Genomic DNA, 25,501 nt, shown 5'->3' with positions numbered 1-25,501 from the left:
CGATCCGGCTGCCGATCCACATCACCGAAACGCTGAACAAGCTGAAGAAGGGCCAGCGGGAACTGAGCCAGGAGCTGGGCCGCACGCCCACGCTGAGTGAACTGGCGGTGGCGGTGGAGCTGCCGGAGGAGGAGGTGAAGGATCTGCTCTGCCGGGCGCGCCAGCCGGTGAGCCTGGAGACGAAGGTGGGCGACGGGGATGACACGGAACTGCTGGATCTGCTGCAGGGAGATGGAGAGCTGCCTGAGGAGAGCGTGGACAGCGAGTGTCTGCGGGGCGATATGCGGGCGCTGCTGGAGCAACTGCCGGAGCTGCAGCGGAGCGTGCTGACCATGCGGTTCGGGATCGATGTGGAGGAGCCCATGAGCCTCACGGGCATCGGCCGCATCCTGGGCATGAGCCGCGATCGCGTCCGTAACCTCGAGCGCGACGGCCTGGCGTCGCTGCGTCGCCTCAGTGATCAGGTCAAGGAGTACAGCGATGCGGCAATGATTCAGGTCTAATAATGGCTCCAATATAGCAATTGTTCAGATGCAGCAATGATTCAGATGTAATAAGAAAGGAGGGGATAGGGTTGGCTTCCGGCCGCCTTCTTGCCGCCAAGCAACGAGTTTTCTCCTCCTGAATTGCTCCACTTTAATGTCGCATTTTTTCCTGATACATCGGAATTGAATGCCGAAGATCAGTCGCCGTCTCCAATCAATTTGAGCTGAATTGATACGATCGCAGCTTCCGCGCGATCGTGGATGTTGCACCACCCTGGCTCAGATGGTCTTGGTGAGGACCCTCCGCAGGTCCCGTTCTTGGAGCCTGGGTCAGGGCTCATTCGCCAGTTCAAGGCCAGTCTGGCAGCTGGACTGCTGCTGGTGCTGCCGATCCTTCTCTTCGTTCACCGCTACATCGACGACTACGGCCGCTCGATGGACGGGGAGTTCCGCTGGACCGAAGTGGGTCGTCCTCTGGCCGATGGCCTTTTCGCCCTGGTGAACCTGGGGGCTCCGGCGGTGGCCGTGGCACCGCTGCACCAGCTTCTGGCTGTCGGGGTGCTGGCTCTCACGGCTGCGGTGGCTGCGCGCGCCTATGGGCTGCGCTCACCTCTCTGGAGCGCCCTGGCCACCCTGCCGCTGCTGGGGCAGCCCTATGCGCTGGAAAACCTGTCCTACGGCTTCGATTCCTTCTTTATGGCCATAGCCCTGGGACTGGCCGTTGTGGCTGCAGTGGTGCTCCACCGGGTGGTCACGAGGCAGGGGCTGCTTGTGAGCGCGGCTCTGTTGCTGGCCTCCCTCTGCCTCTACCAGCCAGCCACCAGTGGCTTCCTGCCCTTTGCTCTGATGTTGGTGGTGGGGGAATCCCTGGGCCTGGCAGCGCCGGTGCTGGCCCGTCCCTCCCTCCGGCACAGGCTGGTGCGTGTCTGGGTCACCTATGGCCTGGCGCTGGCCAGCTACCTGATGCTGATGCGGCTGGTGTTGCAGGAGCGCACGTCGTACGCCACCGAACAGGGCCGGGCGCTCCCCCTCGACGCGGCCCTGCCCGCCCAGCTCCTGCGCCATGCTCTGGAGTTCTGGCGGGTCCTATTCGATGACTGGAGCCGCTGGCCGATCAGCGTCCCCTGGCTCCTGCTGCCGCTGGCCTATGCCGTCGTGGTCTGGATCGCTGTCGGGCGTCCGCCGATGGGCCGCCGTGGCCGCCTGGAGAGGTCGGCCTGCACGGCTCTGGTCCTGGGGGGCGTGGCACTGATCGCCCTGGTGTCACCCGGTGCCCTGCTGGGCCTGGAGGATCCTCTGGCCCGGGTGCCGCGCCTGCTGCTGTTTATTGGCCCGCTGCTCTCGGCGCTGGCCCTGCAGATCGTGGCAGGGACAGCCCAGCTCGGCTGGAGGCTGATCCCCCGGGCTGCGGTGGCTGCCCTGGCCTGGTTGCTGGTGGTGGTGGCCTATGCCTACGGCCATGCCACTGCGGCCCAGGCGATCTATGAGCAGGGGAGAGTTTCGCGGCTCATCGACGGGATCTCCCGGCTGCAGGTGCAGCTCCCGGAGGCCAGGCTCACGGCGGTCCGCTTCGAAGGTGGCATGCCGCAATCCCCGACGCTGCGCAACAGCCAGACCAAGTTCCCTCTGCTGGACCGCCTCGTGCCCCGGCTGATCAACGACGACTGGAGCTGGGGACGCAAGCAGCTCCAGTTCCATGGCCTGGCACTCGAGCGCAGCCAGCTGGAGCCGGGAGCGTTCCCTGCCGGGCCCTGCGTTCCTTCGCAGACCACAGCCTGCAGCGCCGAGTACAGCCTGCAGGTGCAGGACGGGACCGTTCTTGTGCGCATGCTCTGAGGTCTTGAGTGACGCGATTGCTGGCTGCCTACGCTGCCGGCGACCCTGCCGCCTACCCCGTGAAGGACGCCAGTCAGCCCCTGCCGATTCAGGTGATCGGTGTGGGGCTGGTCCTCGATGGCGCCGGCCGGGTGCTGATTGATCAGCGGCTGGAGGAAGGTCTGTTAGGGGGGCTTTGGGAGTTCCCCGGCGGCAAGCAGGAGCCTGGCGAGCCGATCGAGGTCACGATTCGCCGCGAGCTGCGCGAGGAACTGGCGATTGAGGTGGAGGTGGGCGAGGAGCTGATCGTCCTGGAGCACAGCTACAGCCACAAGCGCCTTCGCTTTCGCGTGCATCTCTGCCAGTGGTTGGCAGGTGTGCCGCAGCCGCTGGCCAGTCAGCAGGTCCGCTGGGTGGAGCCCAATGCCCTCAGCGAGCACCCCTTTCCGGCCGCCAATACCCGCATCATTGCCGCTCTGCACGCCTGGCTTGGAGGACTGGACAATCCCGGCCATGGTGGGCGGGAGCTGCCATGCGCCTGATGACCACCCTGCCCCAGGTGCTGTGTTTCGGCGAAGCGCTTGTGGATCGTCTCGGTCCCCCGGGCGGTGACCCGGCCACGGATCAACCCGTCGAGGACTGCCTCGGCGGCGCTCCCGCCAATGTGGCCTGCGCCCTGGCCAGGCTGGGTACGGGCTCGGCCCTGTTGGGGCGCCTCGGCGATGATGCGATCGGCGCCGCTTTTCGCGAACTCTTCAGCTCCCGGGGTGTGGACACCAGCGCCCTGCAGTGGGATCCAGTTCGTCCCAGTCGCACGGTGCTGGTGCGGCGCGACAGCGCGGGAGATCGCAGCTTCGGTGGTTTTGCCGGTGAGCGGGGCGACGGGTTCGCGGATCAGGCGGTGGAAGCTACGGCCCTGACGGCACCCCTGGAGGAGCTGATCGCCGCTGCCCGCTGGTTGCTGGTGGGCACGATTCCGCTGGCCTCCGAAGCCTCAGCCGCTTCCCTGCACCTGGCTCAGGAGCGCGCCGCGGCGGCCGGGATCCCCCTGGCCCTCGACGTGAACTGGCGTCCCACCTTCTGGCCCGGCGCGCCTGAGCAGGCTCTGGCCCGTATCCGACCCCTGCTGGCCTGTGCGGCCTTGCTCAAGGTGTCCGCCGAGGAGGCCGACTGGATCGCCGGCAGCCGCGACCCCCAGCAGATCAGCGACTCCCTGCCCCAGGGCCCGGCCGTGCTGATCACCGATGGTCCAGGTCCTCTGAGCTGGTGGCTGGGCGGCCATACCGGCCGCCTGGAGGCCTTCAGGGTGCCGGTGGTGGACACCACCGGGGCAGGCGACGCCTTCCTTGCTGGGCTGCTGCACCGTCTCTGCCAGGAGCCGGAGCTGCTGGCCTGCGGCAGCAAGGAACGGGTGCTGGAAGCCATGCGCTTTGCCAGCGCCTGCGGCTCCCTGGTCTGCCAGGGCGCCGGGGCGATCGATCCCCAGCCCACCCAGGCTCAGGTGCTGGCGTTTCTGGAGTACGCCTGATAACGCTGTGAGAAGGCTGATTCATGGTTCAAGATGGCGGCGGCAAGGGAGGACTTTGAAGCGTGTCGTTGAGCGAGCTCTCGATCTTTCATCCACCAGGACATCTGTCCCGCCCTGACAATCCGTTCGGCAAAGATATTGCCAATGCCCAGCTATACCGTGCCCTTGTCAGGTATGGCGGTTATCAGCGAATACATGTGCTGAACCAGCTTGGTTTGGCTGACGAGCAGCTGATGCAGGGCCTTGACCCTAACGCTGAGTCCGATTGCGCGATCAGTGGAGGCTCCTTGTTGTCCACGGACATTCCGGCCCGCTGTGGCGTTCTGCTGAGAGGTCAGCCCTATCTTTCCGAGCTGGCGTGGTTGCGAAGAACGTCCGCCTCAGAGGGTGCCTACAGTCTTGTGGGGCTGATCCACACAATTGCACCGCCCGCGATTCGCGAGTCGATCGGGGCCGCGTTGATTGCGCCAGTTGCGGAGTGGGACGCCTTGATCTGCACCTCGCCGTGTGTGCAGCAGGCCATGGCGCAGATGTTCGACCGCTGCAATGACCATCTTGTTGAGCGACTGGGCGCACGCCGCTCTCCACGCCCCCAGTTACCGATCATCCCTCTGGCTGTTGATGTTGAGGCAATCTCTCAATCAGCCTCAAGTGCTGAGAGTCGACTTCGTTTGAGAAGCCGGCATGCCATTGGAGAGGGTGAGACTCTTGTGATCTGGGTGGGACGGTTGTCGTTCTATGAGAAGGCCTTCCCCCAGGCCATGTTTCAGGCTGTACAGGAAGCAGCGAGGATGTCTGGCCAGAGGGTTCATTTTGGCCTCTGCGGATGGTTTCCGGGTGGAGATGCTGATCAGAAGCGCTACCTTCAGGCGGCGGAGATCTACGCTCCAGATGTGAATGTCATCTTTTGGGACGGCAACAACAAGGATCTGCTTTCGGACTGTTGGGCTGCTGCCGATATCTTCCTTTCGTTGGTTGATAATATCCAGGAAACGTTCGGTTTGACGCCTGTGGAGGCCATGGCCGCAGGGCTGCCTGTTGTAGTCAGTGATTGGGATGGCTATCGTTCCACCGTCCGACAGGGCCTGGATGGATTCCTGATTCCCACCCTTGGAGCCCCTGGCTCAAGACTCGGGCGGGCAATGGCTGATCTGCATGCCCTTGGTCTTGAGACTTATCAGACATATGTTGGATCTGTGGCTCAGCACACAGCCGTTCACGTGGGCCGGGCTGCGGAAGCGTTGCGGGTGCTGATCACCTCTCCTGAGAAGCGATCGGCGATGGGTGCCTCGGCGGCAAGGCGAGCAAGGGATTGCTTCTCCTGGCCTGTGGTTGTCAATCAGTACAACGAGCTATTTGAGGACCTGGCTGCTCGCCGTCAATCGGCATTCTCGGATTCGTCGGTTCGCCCAAGAACTCTGGTCAGCCCTCTCAGAGGAGAGCCATTCGCTGACTTCACAGGATTTTCGACCCAGGTCCTCAATCCGAGTACCCGGCTTACGCTTCGCTCGGGGCAGACCAGAGCCGGTTTCGATCGAGTCAGACAAGTCGATCTCGATCGGGTCTTCGGCCGCCTTCATGGCACAGCAAACGAAGCCCAGAGGGTGCTGGAGCTGGTGGCTGCCGAGCCGGGTTTAATGGCAGCGAAGCTCATCCAGGCATTCCCCCCTGCCCGGGCAGAATTCATCATCCTGACCATTGTCTGGCTGGCCAAACTTGGGTTGCTGGATTGGCTGGAATCCTCTTCAGGCCCAGCATCGATTGTTCAACCGCCTGGAGCCTGAACCACGGCCCGGCGACCGTCAGCATCGATCAGCAGTTGCACCTGCCAGGCCGGACCGGGCGTGAAGCGCAACCGCTCGGGCCATTCCACCGCCAGCACCGCCCCAAGCTCCAGGGCCTCCTCCTCCTCCTGGGCGAACAGCTCTTCGGCCGCCTCCGGCTGCTCCAGCCGGTAGAGGTCAAGGTGCACAAGGTCGGTGCCGCGGCCGGCGTGCTGACCCCTGTAGTGCTGGGCGAGAGCGAAGGTGGGGCTGGTGATGGGCTCAGTAATCCCCAGCCCCTGGGCCAGGCCCTGCACCAGGCAGGTCTTGCCGGCGCCTAGATCTCCCTGCAGCAACAGCAGCCGGGGACCTTCGCCCAGCAGCAAGGCTGCCAGTTCACTTCCCAACTGACGGGTCGCCGCGGCGTCGCTCAGGTGCTGTTGCCAGCCCTGCCTGCAGCCGTTGACCTCGCCCATGCCCTCGCACCGCCTGTAGATTCAACTCCAGCGAGCCCGAAGCCTCGGCGTCTCTGCAGATATTTCAACCCATCGTCCTCCCTTTGAGGGAGTGTCTTCAACCCATGGTGGTTTCCCCCCCCGCGGCCGTGGCCGACTCCACGCTCAGCAATTCCCTGTCGGGCCTGCAGGTCACTGCGTCCTATGTGATCGCTGATCTCGGCCTGGCGGAGTTCGGCCGCAAGGAGATGGCGATTGCCGAAACCGAGATGCCAGGCCTGATGGCCCTGCGTCAGACGTACGGCAGCCAGCAGCCGCTCAAAGGCGCCCGCATCGCCGGCAGCCTGCACATGACGATCCAGACGGCTGTTCTGATCGAAACCCTGGTGGCCCTCGGCGCCGAAGTGCGCTGGGCCTCCTGCAACATCTTCTCCACCCAGGACCACGCTGCGGCGGCGATTGCTGCGGCCGGCATTCCAGTGTTCGCCTACAAGGGTGAAACCCTGGACGAATACTGGGCCTTCACCCACCGGATCATGGAGTGGGCCGACGGCGGCACCCCCAACATGATCCTCGACGACGGTGGCGATGCCACCGGCCTGGTGGTGCTGGGCACCAGGGCGGAGCAGGATCCCTCCGTGCTCGATCACCCCGGCAGTGACGAGGAGATCGCTCTTTTCAACTCCATCCGCCAGCGCCTGGCGGCTCAGCCCGGCTTCTATTCGCGCATCCACGCCCAGATCCAGGGCGTCACCGAGGAGACCACCACCGGGGTCGCCCGTCTTTACCAGATGCAGAAGAGCGGTGAACTGCCGTTCCCGGCCATCAACGTGAACGACTCGGTCACCAAGAGCAAGTTCGACAACCTCTACGGCTGCCGTGAATCGCTGGTGGATTCGATCAAGCGTGCCACTGATGTGATGGTGGCCGGCAAGGTGGCCCTGGTCATGGGCTACGGCGATGTGGGCAAGGGTTCGGCCCAGTCGCTGCGGGGCCTGGGTGCAAGCGTGATGATCGCTGAAGTGGATCCGATCTGCGCCCTGCAGGCGGCCATGGAGGGCTACCGGGTCGTTCGCCTCGACGAAGTAGTGCGCGATGTGGACATCTTCGTGACCGCCACGGGCAACTTCCGCGTGATCACCCACGACCATCTGATCCAGATGAAGGATCAGGCGATCGTCTGCAACATCGGCCACTTCGACAACGAAATCGATGTGGCGTCGCTCAAGCAGTACCCCTGGGACAACATCAAGCCCCAGGTGGATCATGTGCTGTTGCCCAGCGGCAACAAGATCATCCTGCTGGCGGAAGGCCGTCTGGTGAACCTGGGCTGCGCCACTGGTCACCCCAGCTTCGTGATGAGCAACTCCTTCACCAACCAGGTGCTGGCTCAGATCGAGCTGTTCAGCAAGGGCGACCAGTACGGCAAGGAGGTCTACGTGTTGCCCAAGCACCTCGATGAGATGGTGGCCCGCCTCCACCTCGACAAGATCGGCGCCAGGCTCACCGAGCTCACCCCCGAGCAGGCCGATTACATCAACGTGCCTGTCGAAGGGCCTTACAAGTCGGACCACTACCGCTACTGAGTCAGTCCCTGGGACAGAGGCTGCTGGGAACGCCTCAGCAGCCTGGGCAGGTCGCCACCCCATGGAAGACTTGCGGGTAACACCGATGACCCCCGATGGAGATCGAACTGATCCAGAGGCTGCCGGAGTTGATCGGTGCGGCCGTGGCTGCCAATCCGATTGCCGGATACGGGGCCATCTTCGGGGCCATGTTTCTGGAGAATCTCTTCCCCCCCATCCCCTCCGAGCTGATCATGCCTCTGGGGGGCTTTTATGTGCAGCAGGGGCAGCTGGCCCTTGTGCCTGTTGTGCTGGCGGGGCTGGCTGGCACGGTGCTGGGCGCCCTGCCCTGGTACGGCGTCGGTCGTCTGGTCAATGAGGAGCGCATCGAGCACTGGCTTGAGCGCCATGGCCGCTGGATCGGCATCAGCCCTCAGGAACTGCACCGCAGCCGCAACTGGTTCAACCGCCACGGCACGGCCCTGGTGTTCTGGGGCCGGCTGGTGCCTGGCATCCGCACGCTGATCTCCGTGCCCGCCGGCATCGAGATGATGCCGCTCGTCCCCTTCCTGCTCTGGACCACGGCCGGCAGCCTGATCTGGACCCTGATGCTGACCGTGGCGGGAATGGCGCTCGGGAAGGGCTACACCAATGTGGAGATCTGGCTGGAGCCCGTGGCCCAGGTGATCAAGGTGCTGCTGGTGCTGGTGGTGCTGGCCTTCGGGGCCTGGCTGGCGCTGAGGACCTGGAAAAAGCGTCAGAAAATCTCCTGACGCGAGTCCGCTGAACCAAGGCTCCTGAACCGAAGCCGGTGCAGCAGACCTTCTGGATCAGTTTCAGAAGGGCACCTCCTCGCTGCTGGGTTCGCCGCCGCCATAGGCACCGCCGCCGAAACCTCCGTCGCTGCCACCCTCCCCGTAAGCTCCCTGCTCGGCGTCCCGCTTGGAGCCCAGCAGCTCAAGCCGGTCGACCCGCACCACGGGCTTGCTGCGCTCCTCGCCGGTGGCGCGGTCCGTCCAGCGGTCGAGCTTGAAGGAGCCGATGATGCCCAGCAGCGAACCCTTGCGGACGTAGTCGGCAGCCACCTGGGCCTGCTTGCCCCAGATCTCGAGGTTGAACCAGTCGGGTTCGTCGTCGCGGCTGCGGCGGTTCACGGCCAGCGTGAGGTTGGCCACCACGCTGCCTGATTCGAAGTAGCGCACTTCGGGATCGCGGCCGGCACGGCCGACAAGGGTCACGGAATTCACACCCATGGGGATCTCCAGAAAAGGGGGGATGGGGTCACTTGGACCCATGATGCGCCACGTCCTGCAGCGCTTCTCTCTGCTGGTTCCACCCTTTGGCCCGGATGTCCCACCCCGGGTCCAGCCGAGGGGGTTTCAAAGGGGCCCACCTATGATTCGCCCCGCTTGACTGCTCACCAGTGTTTTTTCGTCGTTTCCAGCTATCCCGTGACATCGGCATCGATCTGGGAACGGCCAACACCTTGATGTACGTGTCCGGTAAGGGGATCGTGCTGCAGGAACCGTCGGTGGTGGCGCTTGATCTGGAGAGGGGCGTGCCCCTGGCGGTGGGGGATGAGGCCAAGCTGATGCTGGGCCGCACTCCCGGCAACATCCGCGCCGTACGACCATTGCGCGATGGGGTGATCGCCGACTTCGACGCCGCCGAGATGATGATCAAGTCCTTCATCCAGAAGGGCAACGAAGGCCGCGGCATCGTGGCTCCACGGCTGGTGATCGGCATTCCCAGCGGCGTCACCGGCGTGGAGCGCCGGGCGGTGCGGGAGGCCGGTCTGGCCGGTGCCCGCGAGGTGCATCTGATCGATGAGCCGGTGGCGGCCGCCATCGGCGCCGGTCTGCCGGTCACCGAACCCGTTGGCACCATGATCGTCGACATCGGCGGTGGCACCACTGAAGTGGCCGTGCTCAGCCTCGGCGGCACCGTCCTCAGTGAGTCGGTGCGGGTGGCGGGCGATGAGATCAGCGATGCCATCACGGTGTACCTCAAGAAGGTGCACAACCTGGTGGTGGGCGAGCGCACCGCTGAGGAGATCAAGATCAGGATCGGCTCCGCCTTCCCCGACGACGCTCACGACGAATCCTCGATGGATGTGCGCGGCCTGCACCTGCTCTCCGGCCTGCCCCGCACGATCAACGTGCGTGCCGGTGACATCCGCGAGGCGATGGCCGAACCGCTCAACGTGATCGTCGAAGCGGTGAAACGGACCCTGGAGCGCACCCCGCCCGAGCTGGCTGCCGACATCGTCGATCGCGGCATCATGCTTGCGGGCGGTGGCGCCCTGGTGCGGGGCATCAGCGAGCTGATCAGCCACGAGACCGGCATCCTCACCCATGTGGCTCAGGATCCACTGCTCTGTGTGGTCAACGGCTGCGGCCAGGTGCTGGAGGATTACAAGCGCCTGGAGCGGGTGCTCGACACCCCTGACTTCACCCGTCTCTCCAGCTGAGTCCGGTGCCGTTCGGACGCCTCTCCCGCGTCCCCTGGCTGAGGCCGGTGGTCGGAGCCTGGCCCTGGGCCCTGGTGGCGTTCGCCCTGGTGGCAGTCCGCCTCAGCAAGGGTGCCCTGCTCAGCGATGCCTACGCCCTGCTCAGCCGCCCCTTCTGGCCCGGCAGCGCCCAGAAGGAGTGGTTGCAGGCGGCCCAGCAGCTGGATCAGCAGACCAGGCTCAGCCAGCTGGAGCTCGACAACCGCCGCCTGCGCAGCCTGCTCGATCTGCAGCGGGCCGATCCCGGCAAGGTCACCGCGCCGGTGATCTCCCGTGAACCCGGTGACTGGTGGCATCAGTTGGTGCTGGGGGTCGGTGGGCTGCAGGGCATCCGGGCGGGGGATTCGGTGATTGGCCCCGGCGGCCTGATCGGGCGGGTGGAGAGCGTCACCCCCACCACGGCTCGGGTGGCCCTGCTCACCGACACCGCCAGCAAGGTGGGTGTGTGGGTGGCGCGCACCCAGCGCCATGGCCTGCTCACCGGGGTCGGCAGCAGCAGGCCTGTGCTGCGCTTTCTCGAGAAGGATCCCCAGGTGCGCCCGGGTGATGTGGTGGTGACCTCCCCTGCCAGCACGCTGGTGCCGCCTGGCCTGAGCGTGGGGGTGATTCAGTCGGTGGATGACAAGGCGGTGCCGGCCACGCTGGCGGTGGTGCAGCTGAGTGCCCCGGTGGCCTCGGTCGACTGGGTGCAGGTGCTCACCCGCCGGGAGGCGGCCCCGGCGGGACCCTGAACCATGGCCAGCCTGCATCACCGCCCCCTGTTTGTGGTCAGTGCCCTGGTGGTGCCCTTGCTCACCCTGGCGGCGCCCGGCGTCCTGCGGATCGGCGGGGTTCCCCCCAGCTGGGCTGTGCTTTGGCTGCTGCCCTGGTCGCTGGCGGATGGACCGCTCTCCGGTGCCCTGGCGGGGCTGGCCCTGGGCATGCTGCTCGACTGCCTCCACCTCGGTGGAGCCACCCAGATGCCAGCCCTGGCCCTGCTGGGCTGGTGGTGGGGCCGGCTGCCGCGTCGGGGCCCGCCGATCGAGCGCAGCTTCAGCCTGGGCCTGCTGGCCATGCTCGGCAGCGCAGTGCTGGGGGTGAGTGTGCTGCTGCAGCGTCAGGGGGGCGGCGGCTGGGCGGCACTGCTCACGGCGGCGAGCCTGCACACCCTGCTGGCCCAGGTGTTGGTCACGGCCCTGCTGGCACCGATGATCTGTTCGTTGCTGCTGCTGCTGTGGCGACGGCACAGTGCCAGCGCACGGGGGTGATGGGATGACGAAACCGATGCTGGATCGGCTCTTCAACCCAGCACACCGCTGGAGCCGGCGGGAGCTGATGGCGAGTGCCCTGATCGCGCTGCTGGCCGGCTGCGGGATCCGTCGCTCCAGCGAACCGGAGCTTCAGTTCTGGACCCTTGATCTGGCCCCCAAGTTCAACGACTACCTGCGTGGTGTGATCGCCGCCTGGGAGCAGGAGAATCCGGGCCTCAAGGTGCGCTGGACCGATGTGCCCTGGGGGTCGGTGGAGCGCAAGCTGCTGGCTGCGGTGTTCGCGCGCACGGCGCCGGATGTGGTGAATCTCAACCCGCTGTTCGCAGCCAACCTTGCCAGCAAGGGAGGGCTGATGGATCTGGATCCGCTCCTGCCTCCGGATGCCGCCGCCAGTTATCTGCCTCTGATCTGGCAGGCCAGCCGCCAGGAAGGCAGGCAGTTCGCCATCCCCTGGTATCTCACCGCGCGGATCTCCCTGAGCAACAGGGATCTGCTGAACCGGGCGGGCTACAGCCAGCCCCCCAGCCGCTGGGAGGACGTGCCTGCCTTCGCGGAGGCGGTCAGGCGCCGCACCGGCATGTACGCCCTGTTCGTCACGGTGGTGCCCGACGACTCGGCGGAGTTGCTGGAGTCGATGGTGCAGATGGGGGTGACTCTCCAGGATCAGCGCCAGCGGGCCGCCTTCAACACCCCGGCGGGCCGCCGGGCCTTCGCCTTCTGGAGCGACCTCTACCGGCGGGGCCTGCTGCCGCGGGAAGTGGTGAGCCAGGGCTACCGCAGGGCCGTGGAGCTCTACCAGAGCGGTGAGCTGGCCCTGCTCTCCAGCGGCGCCGAGTTCCTGCGCAGCATTCAGACCAATGCCCCCGGCATTGCCGCCGTCACCCGGCCTGGGCCGCCGCTGACTGGCCCCGACGGATTGGCGAATGTGGCGGTGATGAATCTGGCCGTCTCGCGCCAGAGCACCAGAGCCAAGCAGGCGCTCAGTTTTGCCCTGTACCTCACCAATGCCGCCAACCAGGCCCGTTTCGCTGAGGAAGCACGGGTGCTGCCTTCGGCGCGGCAGGCCCTTGAGCGCATCGAGCAGGGATTGCGCCAGCAGACGCCCGCAGATGCCAAGGAGCAGCTGGTGCGGCAAGCCCGGCTGCAGTCGGTGGAGACCCTCGGCCGGGCGCGGGTGCTGGTGCCGGCTACCCCAGGGGTGAAGCGGCTGCAGGCGATTCTCTACCGCCAGCTGCAGAAGGCGATGCTCGGCCAGATCGAGAGCGATCAGGCGCTGGCGGAAGCGGAACGCGAGTGGAACGTCTACGCCGAGGCCCGCTGGCCCTGACCGGGCACTGCCCCCTGACTTGTGGAATAAATCATTAAGTCTTGGCTGAGTCCCCTCGGAGAGACTGGGAGCTCGCCTCTTTGCAACTGCCTCTCAAGGTAAGGTTGCTTTTCTTCATGACTGGACTCCGATGCCCCTGGAAGCGGATCCCCGGCTGCAGCAGGGTGAATCTTCCCAGGAGTCTTCATCAGAACCCCGCGCCACCGTGCTGGTGGTCGACGACGAAGCCACCGTGCGCCGTGTTCTGGTGATGCGCCTTCAGCTGGCCGGCTACAGGGTGGTCTGCGCCGAAGACGGTGAGCAGGCCCTGGCCCTGTTCCATGACGAGCAGCCCGATCTGGTGGTGCTCGATGTGATGCTGCCCAAGCTGGATGGATTCGCCGTCTGCCGCAGATTGCGGGCCGAATCCTGCGTGCCGATCATTTTTCTCTCGGCTCTTGATGCCATCGCCGAGCGGGTGGCTGGCCTGGATCTCGGTGCCGACGACTACCTGCCCAAGCCGTTCAGTCCCAAGGAGCTCGAAGCCCGCATCGCCACCATCCTGCGGCGGGTGGGCCGGGGCTCAGCCGCCGCCGAGCCGCGCGACGTGCCTGCCGGACAGGGAGTCATGCGCGTGGGCGATCTGGTGGTCGACACCAACCGCCGCCAGGTCACCCGGGATGGTGAGCGCATCGGTCTCACCTACACCGAATTCAGCCTGCTGGAGCTGCTCTTCCGCGACCCAGGCCGGGTGGTGCCACGGGCCGAGATCCTCGAGCAGCTATGGGGCTATCCTCCCCGCCGTGCCGCAGACCTGCGCGTGGTCGATGTCTACGTGGCCCGTCTGCGCGGCAAGCTCGAGCCCGATCCGCGCAATCCCGAGCTGATCCTGACGGTGCGAGGCACCGGCTATGCCTCCCAGCGGATGGCCGAGCCGGCCGTTGCGGCCACCGCCTGAGGCCCTCGGCCCTTTCTGAGCTCCTCGGTCCTTCAGGATGGGGCTCCTGTCTGAGTTCTGCCGCCTTGCCGGAGACGCGCTTCAACCGCCTGGAGCAGGCCCGCCTGGAGAAGGCTGAGGTCCTCAGGGGCCTGGGCCGGGCTCCCTACGGCCTGCGCTTCGATCCCAGCCATCGCCACGCCGAGCTGCAGCGTCTGCATGCCGATCTGGCCAACGGCCAGGAGCGCGACGTGAGGGTTTCGGTGGCTGGACGGGTGATGACCCGCCGGGTGATGGGCAAGCTGGCCTTCTTCACCCTGCTCGATGAGACCGGCCCTATCCAGCTCTTCATCGAGAAGGCCACCCTGGCGGCTGCCCTGCCGGATCAGCCCGAGGCCTTTGCCCAGCTCACCACCCTGGTGGACAGCGGCGACTGGATCGGCGTGAGCGGAAGCCTGCGCCGCACCGACCGCGGCGAGCTCTCGGTGAAGGTGACCGACTGGCAGATGCTCAGCAAGGCCCTGCAGCCCCTCCCCGACAAGTGGCACGGCCTGGCGGACGTGGAAAAGCGCTACCGCCAGCGCTACCTCGATCTGGTGGTCTCCCCCCAGACCCGCGAGACCTTCCGGCGCCGGGCCCTGCTGGTGAGCGGCATCCGCCGCTGGCTGGATGAGCGCCAGTTCCTGGAGATCGAAACGCCGGTCCTCAATGCCGAGGCTGGCGGCGCCGAAGCCCGGCCCTTCACCACCCACCACAACACCCTCGATCTGCCGCTGGTGCTGCGGATCGCCACCGAACTGCACCTCAAGCGGCTGGTGGTGGGCGGCTTCGAGCGGGTCTACGAACTGGGCCGAATCTTCCGTAACGAAGGGGTGAGCACGCGCCACAACCCTGAATTCACCACGGTCGAGATCTATCAGGCCTACACCGATTACACCGACATGATGGCGCTCACTGAGGAGCTGATCGCCTCGGTCTGCCAGCAGGTGTGCGGCACCACGGTGATCGGTTATCAGGGCACAACCATTGATCTGACCCCCCCCTGGCGGCGGGCCACCATGCATGAGCTGGTGGAGCAGGCCACGGGCCTGGATTTCAACGGCTTCAGCAGCCGCGAGCAGGCCGCTGAAGCAATGGCCGCTGCGGGCCTGGAGGTGCCTGAGGCGGCCGACAGCATCGGTCGTCTGCTCAACGAAGCCTTTGAGCAACGAGTGGAGGAGTCCCTGATTCAGCCCATCTTCGTGACCGACTACCCGGTGGAGATCTCCCCCCTGGCCCGTGCCCACCGCAGCAAGCCTGGGCTGGTGGAGCGCTTCGAGTTGTTCATCGTGGGCCGGGAAACCGCCAACGCCTTCAGTGAGCTGATCGATCCGCTCGACCAGCGCCGGCGCCTGGAGGCCCAGCAGGAGCGCCGCATTGCCGGTGATCTCGAGGCCCATGGAGTCGACGAAGACTTTCTCCATGCGCTTGAAGTGGGCATGCCCCCCACCGGCGGGCTTGGCATCGGCATCGACCGGCTGGCGATGCTGCTCACCGACAGCCCGAGCATCCGCGACGTGATCGCTTTCCCCCTGCTGCGGCCGGAAGCCCCGCCGCCGGTGGGCTGATCCGGCGCAATGAGATAATGGAGCCTAACTTGACTATTACTTAGCCCATGAGCGGTGAGCGCGTCGGTTTCCGCTTCAAACACGCGGATGCGGTGGTCAAGCGCAATCCCCAGGGCCGCTCCCGCCGGGGCTGGGTGATGGAGCCTGTTGAGCAGACCACCAGCCGTGGCACCAAGATGCCGGCCTATCGCATCCGCTGGCGCGACAGTGAACGCCCCGAGATCGTTCTGCAGCACATGCTGATCGCCGATCCGGATCCCACGCCCCCCCCTGAGGGGGTGAGCCTGGAGCCCCCTGCTCCCAAGAAGTAGGTCTGTCCGCCCGTTCCATCCCCTTGCCTTGCCTTCACCTCAGCTGTTCAACTCCAGCCCTTGAGGCGGTACACGAGCAGGCCCAGATGTTCCTTGATGGCCAGGCTGCTCAGCAGCAGGGATCCGGCGTCTGGCCAGAGTGACAGCAACACCGATCCGGCGGTGGGTGTGCCGAGCTGATCACGGGCCGGCAGCAGGTAGTCGCAGGCCACCGGCACAACCTGGAGCCCGCTCTGGCGGCGGAAGCTGGCCAGGGCTCTGGGCATGTGCAGGGCACTGGTCACCAGCAGAACCATCGACCAGTCGCGGGCTTTGCCGATCCGGCGCAGATCCCTCGCCTCCTCGGCGGTGGTCCTGGCCTGATCACTGAGCAGAAGGCGATCAGCGGGGACCCCCAGTTCCAGCGCCAGGTTGCGGGCGCTGATGGCTTCCGCAGGCGCTGGGTCCCCACCGCTGAAGCTCACCCGGCCTCCGCTCAGCAGCAGCAAGGGCGCCCGCTCCTCCCGCAGCAGCCGGATCCCGCTCAGCAGCCGGTCGCCTGCCTCATTCACTTCCACTCCGCTCCTGGGGGGCAACGCCGCCCGCAGGCCCCCGCCCAGGACCACGATGGCGTCACCCCTGGGCAGGGGCGAGGGGGTCAGGGCCGCGCTGCGGGCCTCCAGCCCCCAGACCAGTTCCCTGGCTGTGAGCGGCATGGCGCTGATCCAGAGCAGAGCCATGCCAAGGCCCCCAAGGGGGCCGCTCCAGCGGCGGCGCGGCCCCACCAGCAGTCCAGCCAGAGCGAGCAGCAGGCCCAGGCTCAGGGGATAGAGCAGTTGCGGCAGCAGTTTCGAGAACAGAAAGCCCAAGCGACGGATCTCCTGCTCAGGGGCCGGAGGGCCTGGAGCGGCGGCGCAGCTCCTCCAGCTCCTGGCGTGATTCGAAGTCAGCCCAGGCCTGCTCCAGGTCGGCCTCGGCCGGTGGGGCTGCAGCGGCGGCGGGCCGGCTGGCGGGTCTGCCTGATCCGGGGCGCGGCCGTTGCTCCAGTTCCTGCAATTCCTGCTCCACCCGGGCGAACTCCTTGCCCAGTTCCCCCAGCTGCTGCCAGCGGTCGCGCCCCTGGCCCATCAGCTGACCCTGATGGGCTTCGGCCCGTCCCGCCAGCTCCTGGGCACCGGCGACGCGGGCCCGCTGGACCCGCTCCTGCCACTGGGTGATCTCGCTGGCGATCTGCAGCAGGGCCTGACGCAGCTGCTCGGCCTGGGCCTGGATCTGCAGGCGCCGCTGGCGCAGGCGCCGTTGGCGCTCCTGCAGCTCCTCCAGTTCCAGCAGCTCCTGCTGGCCTGGATGGTTTCCCAGGAAGGCCTCCAGCTGCTGCTCCAGCTGCGACTCCAGCTGCTCGAACCAGCTGCTGCTCATGGGCGTGTCACGGACGAGTTCACTCCGGGGCTCGGGTGATCAGGGGGGCTTCGATCTCTTCTTCCAGGGGCGTGATCGCCGCTTCGCGGGAGCGCAGCAGCAGCTGGGTGAGACGGGCGATCGCCCCTTCGCCGAGGTCCTGACCACCGATGCGGTCGAAAGCTTCGCGGTAGAGCTGCTCCAGTTGTTCGATCAAGTCTTCACGGGTTTCGCGCATCGCCCGCCGCTGGTCGTCCCTGCTCATCGCCGGCCTTCTCGCTGCTGATCAGGTGCTGAGTCTGCCTGGTGCGGCTCCCACTGTCGCCGGTTGCAGCAGGTGCAGGCTGAAGCTGCCGTCGTCGGCGCTCCAGCGCTCCAGGGAGTGCCAGCCCGCCGCCGCTGCCAGGGCGGTGAAGGCCTCCGGGCTGTACTTGTGGCTGTACTCGGTGATCAGGGATTCGCCGGCTGTGAACTGCCAGCTGGCTCCAGCGAGGCTCACCTGCTGGTCCCGCGAGCTCACCAGGGCCATGGCGATGCGCGAGTCCTGCGACTGCCAGTGGGCCTCATAGCGGAAGCTGGCGGGATCGAAGCTGCCTGCCAACTCCCGGTTGAGCCGCACCAGCAGGTTGCGGGCGAAGGCGGCGGAGTGGCCGGCCCGGTCGTTGTAGGCGGCTTCCAGCGCCGCAACCGAGCGTGGCTGGTCGATGCCGATCAGCAGGCGCCCATCACTCCCCAGCAGGCGGGCGAACTGGGCCAGCAGGGTCACGGCTTCGTCATGATCGAAGTTGCCCAGGGAGCTGCCGGGGTAGAAGCCGAGCCGCCGTTGCCCCGCCAGCAGGGGCTGCTCCGGCAGCTGCTTGAGCAGGCTGTAGTCGCAGCAGATGCCAAGTACCGGGATTCCGGGATGGCGCTGCTGCAGGTTGCGGCAGGCCTGCTGCAGATGCTCGGCGCTGATGTCGAGGGCCACGTAGGCCGGCGGGGCCAGGGCCTCCAGCAGCGGCGACACCTTGCGGGCGCTGCCGGCGCCGAACTCCACCAGTACCCCCTCGCCCAGGGCCGCGGCGATGGCGGGGGCATGGCGGTTGAGCAGGGCGGTTTCGGTGCGGGTGAGGCCGTACTCCGGTTGTTCGCAGATGGCATCGAACAGGCGGGAGCCCTCGTTGTCGTAGAGGAACCAGGCCGGCAGTTGCTTGGGTGTGCGGTTCAGCCCCTCGATCACCAGCCTGGCCATGTCGGCCGGGGCTGGATGCAGATCGAGCATGGTGATGGCAGGCTCCGGCGGCTGCGGGGGGGCCGGTGTGACCGGCCGGGAGCTGAGGCCGGACCGCCTGCTCATCGCCGATCCTGGGCCAGGCGCAGACCGCTGGCCATCCAGCGGCTGGCAGGCGGGAAGAAGTTGCGGTAGGTGAGGCGGCTGTGGCCGGGCGGGGTGAAATCGCTGCCGCCGCGCAGCACCATCTGGGAACTCATGAATTTGCCGTTGTATTCACCGACCGCGCCGGCTGCCGGCGCGAAGCCCGGGTAGGGACGGTAGGCGCTGGCGGTCCACTGCCACACCTGACTCTCCTGCTCCCCCATGGCGGGGTGGGCGGCGCGGGCGGCGGTTTCCCATTCGGCTTCCGTTGGCAGGCGGGCACAGGCCCAGCGGGCGTAGGCGTCGGCCTCGAACCAGCTCAGATGCCGCACCGGCGCCTCCGGACGCAGGGGCCGCCTCCCCTCCAGGCTGAACTCCCAGCCCCAGCCATCGCGTTCAGAGCCGCGCCAGTAGCGGGGTGCCCGCCAGTTCCGCGCCTGCACCAGAGCCCAGCCTTCGCTCATCCAGAGCTCGGGTCGGCGGTATCCACCAGCTTCGATGAAGGCCGCAAATTCCCCATTGCGCACCAGCCGGCTGGCGATCGCATGGGGCTCCAGCCAGTGGCGGTGCCGTGGCGCTTCGTTATCGAAGTGGAAGCCGCCCTCAGGATCGGCGCCGATCTCCACCAGGCCGCCCGGATGCTCGATCCATTGCAGTGGCTCCGTCACATCGCCAGGGGGGGCGGCGGCCTGGCGGTAGGCGGGCTCCAGGGGGTTGCGGCTGAAGCCATCGAGCAGATCCATCAGCAGCAGCTCCTGGTGCTGCTGCTCGTGCTGCAGCCCCAGCTCCAGCAGTGCCAGCACCGGCTCCGCCGCGGTATGAGGTTGACGGACAAGCTGATCCAGCAGCTTCTCCAGCCCTGCGTCCACCCGTCGCCGCCAGGCCATCACCTCCCGCATCGGTGGACGGGAGAGCAGCCCCCGCTGGGGGCGGGGGTGACGTTCGCCGATCGTGTCGTAGTAGGAGTTGAACAAGTAGCCCCAGCGGCTGTCGGCTGTTCCGTGGCCCGGCAGGTGGGGCTGGAGCAGGAAAGTCTCGAAGAACCAGGTGGTGTGGCCGAGATGCCATTTGGGCGGGCTGGCGTCAGCCATGCCCTGCAGGCAGAGGTCTTCCGGCTCCAGATCGGCCACCAGCTCCTCGCTGCGGCGGCGTATCGCCCCCAGCCGCTCCAGCAGGGCCGCGCTTGGTGCCGCGGAAGCCATGGCATGGGGGACAAGCTGGGGGGGAGCCTAGTGGGGATCGGCGGGCGCGGCTGACCCCCTTACGATCGGCCACAGCCAACCGTTGCGACAAAACCGCTGCCATGGGCATCCGCCAGGGATCCTGCACCCAGGCAGGCATCAGCCGAGGTTTCGTCGAAGCCGTCGGCCACACCCCCCTGATTCGCCTGGGCCTGCTCAGCGACCTGACCGGCTGCGAGATCCTCGGCAAGGCGGAGTTCATGAACCCGGGTGGCTCCGTGAAAGACCGCGCGGCCCTCGGCATCCTGCTGGAAGCCGAAGAGTCCGGAGCTCTGCAACCGGGCGGCACCGTGGTGGAGGGCACGGCCGGCAACACCGGCATCGGCCTCACCCACATCTGCAATGCCCGTGGTTACCGCAGCCTGATCGTCATTCCTGACACCCAGTCGGCGGAGAAGATCGGTCTGCTCCGCAGCCTCGGTGCCGAGGTGCGCACGGTGCCGGCGGTGCCTTACCGCGATCCCAACAACTATGTGAAGCTCTCGGGCCGCATCGCCGCGGAAACGCCTGGGGCCATCTGGGCCAATCAGTTCGACAACCTGGCCAACCGCCGCGCCCATTACGCCAGCACCGGTCCGGAGATCTGGGAGCAGACCGGCGGCCGCATCGACGCCTGGGTATCGGCCACCGGCACCGGCGGCACTTACGCCGGCGTGGCCCTGTTCCTCAAGGAGCGCTCCGAGCGGGTGCGCTGCGTGCTGGCCGATCCCCATGGCAGCGCCCTCCATTCCTGGGCCACCGGCTCGGGGCTGCAGGCCGAGGGCAGCTCGATCACCGAGGGCATCGGCAACAGCCGCGTGACCGCCAACCTCGAGGGTGCCCCGATCGACGATGCGGTGCGCATCGACGACCAGAGCGCCCTCGACACCATTTATCAGTTGCTCTGGCGCGAAGGGCTGTTCATGGGTGGTTCGGTGGGGATCAATGTGGCGGCGGCGGTGGAAACGGCCCGCCGGCTCGGGCCCGGCCACACGATCGTCACCGTGCTCTGCGACAGCGGCGATCGCTACCGCTCCCGTCTTTACGACGCCGACTGGCTTGCCTCGCGCGGACTGAGCCAGCCCCGCCGCCAGCGGGTTCCGGCCTGATGGATGCCGCTCCCGCCGCCGGGCCAGGTCTGCTGATCGCGGATCGCTACCGCCTGGAGGCGGAGCTCAGCCGCAGTTCCCAGGGGGTGCTCTGGCGCGCCAGCGATCAGCTGGCCGGCGGGGCGCTGATGGCCTTGCGCCAACTCGGCCCCGAGCAGGACCAGCAGCACTGGCGCCAGCTATGGAGTCGCCTCCAGGGGGTGCTCCATCCCCAGATCCCCCGCATCGGTGAGGCCATCTCCCGGGGGGAGGAGCTCTGGTTGGTGCGTGAGTGGCAGGGGGGACCCACCTACAGGGAGCTCCTGGAGGCGCGGCGCGAGCGGCAACTGGTCTTTGGTGCGGGGGAGGTGCTGCTGCTGGTGCGGCAGCTGCTGCCGGTCCTGGCGGCCCTCCATGGCCAGGACCTGGTGCATGGTGATCTCAGTCCGGCCAATCTGCTGCGCCGCGACCGCGACGGCCTGCCGGTGCTGCTCGATTTCGGCCTGGTGCGCGACGGGTCGATCGAGGCTCCCGCCAGCGGGGCGACGCCCGGCTACGCGCCGGCGGAGCTGGGCCGGGGCGAACCCGTGCAGCCCTGGATGGATCTTCACGCCCTGGGTGTGGTGGCGCTGGTGCTGCTCACCGGTGAGGAGCCGGCGTCCCTGCTCGATCCCACCTCCCTCGCCTGGAGCTGGCCGGCCGCCGACCAGCTCGATCCGGCCCTGAGGGAGCAGCTGGAGCGTTTGCTGAGCTCCGATCCCGATCAGCGCTTCGCTACTGCGTCCGAGGCACTGGAGGCCTTTCAGCAGCTGCCGATGCCCGAGAGTCTTGGCCCCGTGGCCCGGGCCGATCGCACCGTCGTGCTGGTGCCTCCATCCGTGCCGTCAGTGGAGGTGGCCGAGCCGCCCGCCCCGGCTCCCCCGCCGCCTGCCGCCGTGCTGCGCAGCCGCCAGCAGGTCAAGGACGAGGCTGTGGAAGGCCGTCTCTGGCCGATGGTGCTGGCCCTGGTGATCTCAGCTGTGGTGGGCATCAGCCTGGGCTGGTGGCTGCTCGGCCGCGGCAAGGCCCCCAGCGAGGAGGTCAGGGAAGCCCCCCAGCGCCCCCTCACGGCCAGCCTGCCGCCCGGTGAAGTGGATCAACGCCAGGAGCTGCTCAACCGTCTGCGGGCCCTGCAGGTGGACCGCGGCTGGTTCCTCAACCTGGTGGACGCCAACCTGATGGCCCAGTTCCCTGAGCGGGGAGGGCGCCTGCCCAGCGATGCGCTGCAGGATGCCCCCCTGCGCAAGGTCTGGAATGAACTGGCGGAGGAGTGGTTGGCCCGGGTGGAGCAGTTGCCGATCGCCGTGCGCCGCAAGCTCGGCAGCTTCAGCGCCTCCGACTGGGAGGGTCAGCAGCGGCGGCTCGCCGCCCAGGGCCTCAGCGCCCCGGTGCTGCGGCAGCTGGTTTCGGGCAATGCACAGTCCCTGCTGCCTGGCCGCTCCAGCATGGACATCCCACCCGAGCCCTTCCGCCAGCTCTGGTATGCCGCCGCCCAGCAGACCCTCGAAAGCCTGCGGGTCGAGCCGATCCTCGCCCCTCCCGGTCAGGCCCGGGTGCAGTCGGCGGAACTGGAGGCCAACGGGGCTCGGGTGTTCCCGATCCGCATCCCCAGGGGCCACCAGCTGGTGCTTGGGGTCAATGGCTCCCCGTTGATGCAGATGAGCGTCTTCGACGCCCAGGGCAATGTGCTCGAGCCCAAGGGACCCCTCAGGGTGGTGAGCCTGGGGGCGGTGCCCGGCGATCAGGCCCAGCTGCTGATCAGCAACGAAGGAGTGGCCCCTGCCTACATCACCCTGTCGCTGCGGGCCGATCCTCCCCCGCAGGCGCCGAGCCCGCCGGAAACTGGTGAGCGCCCGGAGCCGGAGGGCCAGGAGGGGGGACCAGCGCGCCTTCAGCCCACAGATCCGGATACGCCGGATTCAGAACAGCGACCTGCCCAGCCCGAGGCACCTTCGCCGCCGGAGAACGCCTCGCCCCAGCCCCGCTGAGCGGAGCCTCACAATGGACGCTCCAGTTTCCGCGCAGCGTTGATCGGCGCCACCCACCGGCCATCCGCCCCGGCACCACTGGCCGTAGCCCTGCTCTCTGGCGGCCTTGATTCAGCCACGGCCGCGGCTCTGGCGATCGAGGCGGGCTATCGGCTGATCGGCCTCTCCTTCGATTACGGACAGCGCCATCGCCAGGAACTGGAGGCTGCCGCCTTCCTTGCGGCAGAACTCGGCTTGATCGAGCACCACACCATCGCCGTGAACCTGGCCGCCTGGGGCGGCTCGGCCCTCACCGACCCCGGCATCGCCCTACCTGCCTCAGGGGTGGTGGATGGAGTGATTCCCCCCACCTATGTGCCGGGCCGGAACACCGTGTTCATCGCCCTGGGGCTGAGCCTGGCCGAGGCCCGGGGGGCCTCCCGGCTGGTGCTGGGGGTGAATGCGGTGGATTATTCCGGCTATCCCGATTGCCGTCCCGACTACCTCGCCGCGTTTCAGATCCTGGCGGACCTGGCGAGCAAGGCCGGCCGGGAGGGCGAGGGAGCCCAGCTCTGGGCTCCGCTGGTGAGCTGGAGCAAGACCCGGATCGTTGAGGAGGCCCTGAGGTTGCAGCTGCCGATCGAGCGAACCTGGAGCTGTTACGCGGGCGGGGCCGCCCCCTGCGGCCGTTGTGACAGCTGCCGTATCCGCGATGCCGCCCTGAGGGATGCCGGGCATCCCGAGCTGGCCAGCCGCGGATCTGGATGAGCCGGGAGCGTCTGATCCGCCCGTTGCCCTGGCGGGAACCCTGGCCCCTGGTTAACTGCCTGGCCCAGCAGCTGGGCCTCGAGGGACTGGTCTGGCTGGACGGGGATGGCACGGCCCTGGGACGCTCCTCGACCCTGGCCCTGGCTCCCCTGGAGCAAGTGGAATGCCGGGGCCTGCCGGCTGAGGCCGGGGCCGCAGATCCCTTCGCCGTGCTGCGCCGCGTTCTTGGGGCGGGCGGGTCCTGGCTGGGTTGGCTTGGTTATGAGGCGGGAGCCTGGGTGGAGCCGGATGCCCACTGGCGCTCTCCGGATACGGCCACCCTCTGGGCCGCTCGCTACGACCCGCTGCTGCGCTTCGATCTTCATGAGCGGCGTCTCTGGCTGGAAGGAGACGACCAGGAGCGGCTGGGGGCGATGCTGTCCTTGATCGAGTCGTGCCCCGAGGGACTGGAGTCAGGAGAGACCGGAGCGCTGCCTTCCCTGGCTCTGCCGCCCGGCCACTGGCACTGGCACACCACCCCGGAGGCCTTCGCACGCCAGGTGACGGCCCTGCGGGAGTTGATCGCCGCAGGTGATCTGTTCCAGGCCAATCTCACCGCCTGCCGCGAGCTGCTGCTGCCGCAGCTGGTTTCACCCCTGGAGCTCTACGGCCGGCTGAGGCGTCACTGCCCGGCCCCCTTCGGGGGGGTGGCGATCGCCTCGCTCGGGGATACTGGCGAGGCGGTGCTCTCAGCTTCACCTGAACGCTTTCTGCGCCTGCAGGCCGACGGCCGGGTCCAGACCCGCCCGATCAAGGGCACCCGGCCCCGCCATCCCGAAGCCGCCGCCGATGCCACCGCCGCCGCCGACCTGATCACCAGCGCCAAGGACCGGGCCGAGAACGTGATGATCGTGGATCTGCTGCGCAACGACCTCGGCAGGGTCTGCCACAGCGGCTCGATCGGTGTGCCGCAGCTGCTGGGGCTGGAGAGTTACCGGCAGGTGCACCACCTCACCTCGGTGGTGGAGGGATCGCTGCGCTCCGGGACGGATCTGGTGGACCTGCTGCGAGCCTGCTGGCCGGGCGGGTCGATCACAGGCGCCCCGAAGGTGCGCGCCTGCCAGCGCCTGGGCGCCCTGGAGCCCGTGGCCCGGGGCCCTTACTGCGGTTCTCTGTTCCTGCTCGACGCTGATGGCCACTTCGACAGCAACATCCTGATCCGCAGCCTGATGCTCAGGGGCCGGCGCCTGCGCGCCCATGCCGGCTGCGGCATCGTGGCCGATTCCAGCCCTGCCGCCGAGGCCGAGGAACTGGCCTGGAAACTGGATCCCCTGCTGGAGGCCCTGGCCTGAACGCGATCGCCTGGATCGATGGACCCGAGGGGGGGCGGTGGGGTGCACCTGGCAGCCTCTCGGTGCCGCTCTCGGATCGGGGCCTGAGCCTGGCCGATGGGCTGTTCGAAACGGTCCTGGTGGAGGGGCGCCGCCCCCGGTTGCTGGCGCAGCACCTCCAGCGCTGGCGGCGGGGCGCGGCCGTGCTGGGGCTTGAGCCCCCGCCGCCGCAGGAGCGGGTGGCGGTGCTGGCCCGCGAGGCGATCGAGCGCAGCGGGATCGGCAGCGGGGCTCTGCGGCTCAACTGGAGCCGGGGCGATGGGGGCCGCGGCCTCGAAGCCTCGACCGGACCAGGACGCTTCTGGCTGCAGCTCAGCGCTGCCCGGCCTGACTTCAGCTCGGTTTCCGCTGTGATCAGCAGTCTTGAGCAGCGCAATGCCGCCAGTCAGCTCAGCTCCTGCAAGACCTTCGCCTATGGCGCTGCCGTGCTGGCCAGGCTGGAGGCCCAGAGGGCGGGGCAGGAGGACGCGCTGCTGGAGAGCACGGCCGGGGGGCTCTGCTGCGGCACCAGCGCCAACCTGCTGGTGCGCCAACCCCAGGGCTGGTGGACTCCGCCGCTCACCAGTGGCTGCCTGCCAGGAGTTATGCGGGCCAGGGCCCTGGCCCTGGGGCTGGTCCAGGAGGCCCCGGCTCCGATCGAGGCCTCCCAGTTGCGTCATGGTGCGCTGCTGATCAACAGCCTCGGCTGCCGACCGATCCGGTTCCTGGAGGGGGATGTGCTGCCAACCTGGCCCGATCCGGAGCACCTCTGGCGTGGCTTGCTCGACGAGTGATCCAGGGGCCATCG

At 67.5% G+C, this 25,501-nt stretch carries 25 protein-coding genes and 1 pseudogene; 19 read left to right on the top strand and 7 right to left on the bottom strand.

Translation table 11 applies throughout. The features are described from left to right. The 5 genes and pseudogenes from KBY77_RS11305 to KBY77_RS11285 form a co-directional block, all read left to right on the top strand. On the top strand, positions 1-503 hold a 503-nt coding region (locus tag KBY77_RS11305; protein WP_315856483.1), incomplete at its 5' end, for a sigma-70 domain-containing protein. Between the two features lie 300 nt (positions 504-803). Beyond that, positions 804-2,321, top strand: a complete 1,518-nt coding sequence (locus tag KBY77_RS11300; protein WP_255104399.1) for a glucosyltransferase domain-containing protein — start codon at positions 804-806, stop codon at positions 2,319-2,321. Between the two features lie 23 nt (positions 2,322-2,344). Continuing rightward, positions 2,345-2,842, top strand: a pseudogene (gene mutT / locus KBY77_RS11295) (8-oxo-dGTP diphosphatase MutT); the annotation flags it as partial. Continuing rightward, positions 2,842-3,828: a carbohydrate kinase gene (locus KBY77_RS11290; protein ID WP_255104397.1), complete on the top strand. Its 987-nt coding sequence runs from the start codon at positions 2,842-2,844 to the stop codon at positions 3,826-3,828. The pseudogene mutT and the gene KBY77_RS11290, both read left to right, overlap by 1 nt. A 68-nt stretch (positions 3,829-3,896) precedes the next feature. Next, entirely contained in the window at positions 3,897-5,612 is a 1,716-nt protein-coding gene (locus tag KBY77_RS11285) for a glycosyltransferase family 4 protein (protein ID WP_255104395.1), read from the top strand. On the opposite strand, the gene tsaE is transcribed toward KBY77_RS11285, so the two are convergent. Beyond that, positions 5,594-6,067, bottom strand: coding sequence for a tRNA (adenosine(37)-N6)-threonylcarbamoyltransferase complex ATPase subunit type 1 TsaE (gene tsaE / locus KBY77_RS11280; protein WP_255104393.1), 474 nt, complete (start codon positions 6,065-6,067; stop codon positions 5,594-5,596). The genes KBY77_RS11285 and tsaE overlap by 19 nt on opposite strands. Before the next feature lie 104 nt (positions 6,068-6,171). Between tsaE and ahcY the strand changes: the two genes are divergently transcribed. Continuing rightward, entirely contained in the window at positions 6,172-7,632 is a 1,461-nt protein-coding gene (ahcY, locus tag KBY77_RS11275) for an adenosylhomocysteinase (RefSeq protein WP_255104383.1), read from the top strand. 95 nt (positions 7,633-7,727) lie between these two features. Continuing rightward, a complete protein-coding gene (locus KBY77_RS11270; RefSeq protein ID WP_255104381.1) occupies positions 7,728-8,384 on the top strand; it encodes a DedA family protein in 657 nt (218 codons plus the stop codon). 63 nt (positions 8,385-8,447) lie between these two features. On the opposite strand, the gene KBY77_RS11265 is transcribed toward KBY77_RS11270, so the two are convergent. Beyond that, positions 8,448-8,864, bottom strand: coding sequence for a single-stranded DNA-binding protein (locus tag KBY77_RS11265; protein ID WP_255093704.1), 417 nt, complete (start codon positions 8,862-8,864; stop codon positions 8,448-8,450). A gap of 170 nt (positions 8,865-9,034) precedes the next feature. On the opposite strand from KBY77_RS11265, the gene KBY77_RS11260 reads away from it, so the two are divergent. From KBY77_RS11260 to KBY77_RS11230, 7 genes are all read left to right on the top strand, one after another. After that, positions 9,035-10,081: a rod shape-determining protein gene (locus tag KBY77_RS11260; protein WP_255104379.1), complete on the top strand. Its 1,047-nt coding sequence runs from the start codon at positions 9,035-9,037 to the stop codon at positions 10,079-10,081. Positions 10,082-10,086: 5 nt separating this feature from the next. Next, positions 10,087-10,851 carry a rod shape-determining protein MreC gene (gene mreC, locus KBY77_RS11255; RefSeq protein ID WP_255104377.1) on the top strand — a complete coding sequence of 255 codons (765 nt, stop codon included), beginning with the start codon at positions 10,087-10,089 and terminating at the stop codon, positions 10,849-10,851. Positions 10,852-10,854: 3 nt separating this feature from the next. Further along, a complete protein-coding gene (gene mreD / locus KBY77_RS11250; protein WP_255104375.1) occupies positions 10,855-11,367 on the top strand; it encodes a rod shape-determining protein MreD in 513 nt (170 codons plus the stop codon). Positions 11,368-11,371: 4 nt separating this feature from the next. After that, entirely contained in the window at positions 11,372-12,697 is a 1,326-nt protein-coding gene (locus KBY77_RS11245) for a sugar ABC transporter substrate-binding protein (RefSeq protein ID WP_255104373.1), read from the top strand. A 130-nt stretch (positions 12,698-12,827) separates the two neighbouring features. After that, positions 12,828-13,634: a response regulator transcription factor RpaB gene (gene rpaB, locus KBY77_RS11240; protein WP_255104371.1), complete on the top strand. Its 807-nt coding sequence runs from the start codon at positions 12,828-12,830 to the stop codon at positions 13,632-13,634. A 65-nt stretch (positions 13,635-13,699) separates the two neighbouring features. After that, positions 13,700-15,220, top strand: coding sequence for a lysine--tRNA ligase (gene lysS / locus KBY77_RS11235; protein ID WP_255104368.1), 1,521 nt, complete (start codon positions 13,700-13,702; stop codon positions 15,218-15,220). A 47-nt stretch (positions 15,221-15,267) separates the two neighbouring features. After that, on the top strand, positions 15,268-15,531 hold the full coding sequence (locus tag KBY77_RS11230) for a hypothetical protein (protein WP_006172906.1): 264 nt from the start codon (positions 15,268-15,270) through the stop codon (positions 15,529-15,531). Positions 15,532-15,578: 47 nt separating this feature from the next. Here the strand turns inward: KBY77_RS11230 and KBY77_RS11225 are convergent, their stop codons facing one another. The 5 genes from KBY77_RS11225 to egtB all read right to left on the bottom strand — a co-directional run bounded on the left by KBY77_RS11225 (position 15,579) and on the right by egtB (position 19,464). Continuing rightward, positions 15,579-16,379 carry a YdcF family protein gene (locus KBY77_RS11225; RefSeq protein ID WP_255104366.1) on the bottom strand — a complete coding sequence of 267 codons (801 nt, stop codon included), beginning with the start codon at positions 16,377-16,379 and terminating at the stop codon, positions 15,579-15,581. Between the two features lie 16 nt (positions 16,380-16,395). Further along, positions 16,396-16,929 carry a hercynine metabolism protein gene (locus tag KBY77_RS11220; RefSeq protein ID WP_255104363.1) on the bottom strand — a complete coding sequence of 178 codons (534 nt, stop codon included), beginning with the start codon at positions 16,927-16,929 and terminating at the stop codon, positions 16,396-16,398. A 19-nt stretch (positions 16,930-16,948) separates the two neighbouring features. Further along, a complete protein-coding gene (locus tag KBY77_RS11215) occupies positions 16,949-17,173 on the bottom strand; it encodes a hercynine metabolism small protein (RefSeq protein WP_094556192.1) in 225 nt (74 codons plus the stop codon). A gap of 21 nt (positions 17,174-17,194) precedes the next feature. Next, entirely contained in the window at positions 17,195-18,169 is a 975-nt protein-coding gene (gene egtD / locus KBY77_RS11210) for an L-histidine N(alpha)-methyltransferase (RefSeq protein WP_255104420.1), read from the bottom strand. 71 nt (positions 18,170-18,240) lie between these two features. Continuing rightward, the gene (gene egtB, locus KBY77_RS11205; RefSeq protein ID WP_255104361.1) at positions 18,241-19,464 is read right to left on the bottom strand and encodes an ergothioneine biosynthesis protein EgtB; all 1,224 of its coding nucleotides are present in this window, start codon (positions 19,462-19,464) and stop codon (positions 18,241-18,243) included. A gap of 101 nt (positions 19,465-19,565) precedes the next feature. Between egtB and KBY77_RS11200 the strand changes: the two genes are divergently transcribed. The 5 genes from KBY77_RS11200 to KBY77_RS11180 all read left to right on the top strand — a co-directional run bounded on the left by KBY77_RS11200 (position 19,566) and on the right by KBY77_RS11180 (position 25,487). Further along, the gene (locus tag KBY77_RS11200) at positions 19,566-20,591 is read left to right on the top strand and encodes a cysteine synthase A (RefSeq protein WP_255104359.1); all 1,026 of its coding nucleotides are present in this window, start codon (positions 19,566-19,568) and stop codon (positions 20,589-20,591) included. Continuing rightward, positions 20,591-22,597 carry a protein kinase domain-containing protein gene (locus KBY77_RS11195; protein WP_255104356.1) on the top strand — a complete coding sequence of 669 codons (2,007 nt, stop codon included), beginning with the start codon at positions 20,591-20,593 and terminating at the stop codon, positions 22,595-22,597. Before KBY77_RS11200 ends, KBY77_RS11195 begins: the two co-directional genes overlap by 1 nt. Before the next feature lie 78 nt (positions 22,598-22,675). After that, positions 22,676-23,344 carry a 7-cyano-7-deazaguanine synthase QueC gene (gene queC / locus KBY77_RS11190; RefSeq protein WP_255104419.1) on the top strand — a complete coding sequence of 223 codons (669 nt, stop codon included), beginning with the start codon at positions 22,676-22,678 and terminating at the stop codon, positions 23,342-23,344. Further along, entirely contained in the window at positions 23,341-24,675 is a 1,335-nt protein-coding gene (locus KBY77_RS11185) for an anthranilate synthase component I family protein (protein WP_255104354.1), read from the top strand. The genes queC and KBY77_RS11185 overlap by 4 nt, the downstream gene beginning before the upstream one ends. 62 nt (positions 24,676-24,737) lie before the next feature. Beyond that, complete coding sequence (locus KBY77_RS11180) at positions 24,738-25,487, top strand: aminotransferase class IV (protein ID WP_255104351.1); 750 nt, start codon at positions 24,738-24,740, stop codon at positions 25,485-25,487. The last annotated feature ends 14 nt before the right edge of the window (positions 25,488-25,501 follow it).

It is taken from the genome of Synechococcus sp. Cruz-7E5, assembly GCF_024345995.1.
GTDB lineage: Bacteria > Cyanobacteriota > Cyanobacteriia > PCC-6307 > Cyanobiaceae > Regnicoccus_A.
This window is presented reverse-complemented; position numbering and strand designations above follow the sequence as displayed.

Excerpts from the sequence above, each read along its gene's own strand:
- KBY77_RS11290 (WP_255104397.1), top strand. The coding sequence starts at position 2,842 with ATGACCACCCTGCCCCAGGTGCTGTGTTTCGGCGAAGCGCTTGTGGAT.
- tsaE (WP_255104393.1), bottom strand. The coding sequence starts at position 6,067 with ATGGGCGAGGTCAACGGCTGCAGGCAGGGCTGGCAACAGCACCTGAGC.
- ahcY (WP_255104383.1), top strand. The coding sequence starts at position 6,172 with ATGGTGGTTTCCCCCCCCGCGGCCGTGGCCGACTCCACGCTCAGCAAT.
- KBY77_RS11270 (WP_255104381.1), top strand. The coding sequence starts at position 7,728 with ATGGAGATCGAACTGATCCAGAGGCTGCCGGAGTTGATCGGTGCGGCC.
- KBY77_RS11265 (WP_255093704.1), bottom strand. The coding sequence starts at position 8,864 with ATGGGTGTGAATTCCGTGACCCTTGTCGGCCGTGCCGGCCGCGATCCC.
- mreD (WP_255104375.1), top strand. The coding sequence starts at position 10,855 with ATGGCCAGCCTGCATCACCGCCCCCTGTTTGTGGTCAGTGCCCTGGTG.
- KBY77_RS11245 (WP_255104373.1), top strand. The coding sequence starts at position 11,372 with ATGACGAAACCGATGCTGGATCGGCTCTTCAACCCAGCACACCGCTGG.
- rpaB (WP_255104371.1), top strand. The coding sequence starts at position 12,828 with ATGCCCCTGGAAGCGGATCCCCGGCTGCAGCAGGGTGAATCTTCCCAG.
- KBY77_RS11230 (WP_006172906.1), top strand. The coding sequence starts at position 15,268 with ATGAGCGGTGAGCGCGTCGGTTTCCGCTTCAAACACGCGGATGCGGTG.
- KBY77_RS11220 (WP_255104363.1), bottom strand. The coding sequence starts at position 16,929 with ATGAGCAGCAGCTGGTTCGAGCAGCTGGAGTCGCAGCTGGAGCAGCAG.
- KBY77_RS11215 (WP_094556192.1), bottom strand. The coding sequence starts at position 17,173 with ATGAGCAGGGACGACCAGCGGCGGGCGATGCGCGAAACCCGTGAAGAC.
- egtD (WP_255104420.1), bottom strand. The coding sequence starts at position 18,169 with ATGCTCGATCTGCATCCAGCCCCGGCCGACATGGCCAGGCTGGTGATC.
- egtB (WP_255104361.1), bottom strand. The coding sequence starts at position 19,464 with ATGGCTTCCGCGGCACCAAGCGCGGCCCTGCTGGAGCGGCTGGGGGCG.
- KBY77_RS11200 (WP_255104359.1), top strand. The coding sequence starts at position 19,566 with ATGGGCATCCGCCAGGGATCCTGCACCCAGGCAGGCATCAGCCGAGGT.
- KBY77_RS11195 (WP_255104356.1), top strand. The coding sequence starts at position 20,591 with ATGGATGCCGCTCCCGCCGCCGGGCCAGGTCTGCTGATCGCGGATCGC.
- KBY77_RS11185 (WP_255104354.1), top strand. The coding sequence starts at position 23,341 with ATGAGCCGGGAGCGTCTGATCCGCCCGTTGCCCTGGCGGGAACCCTGG.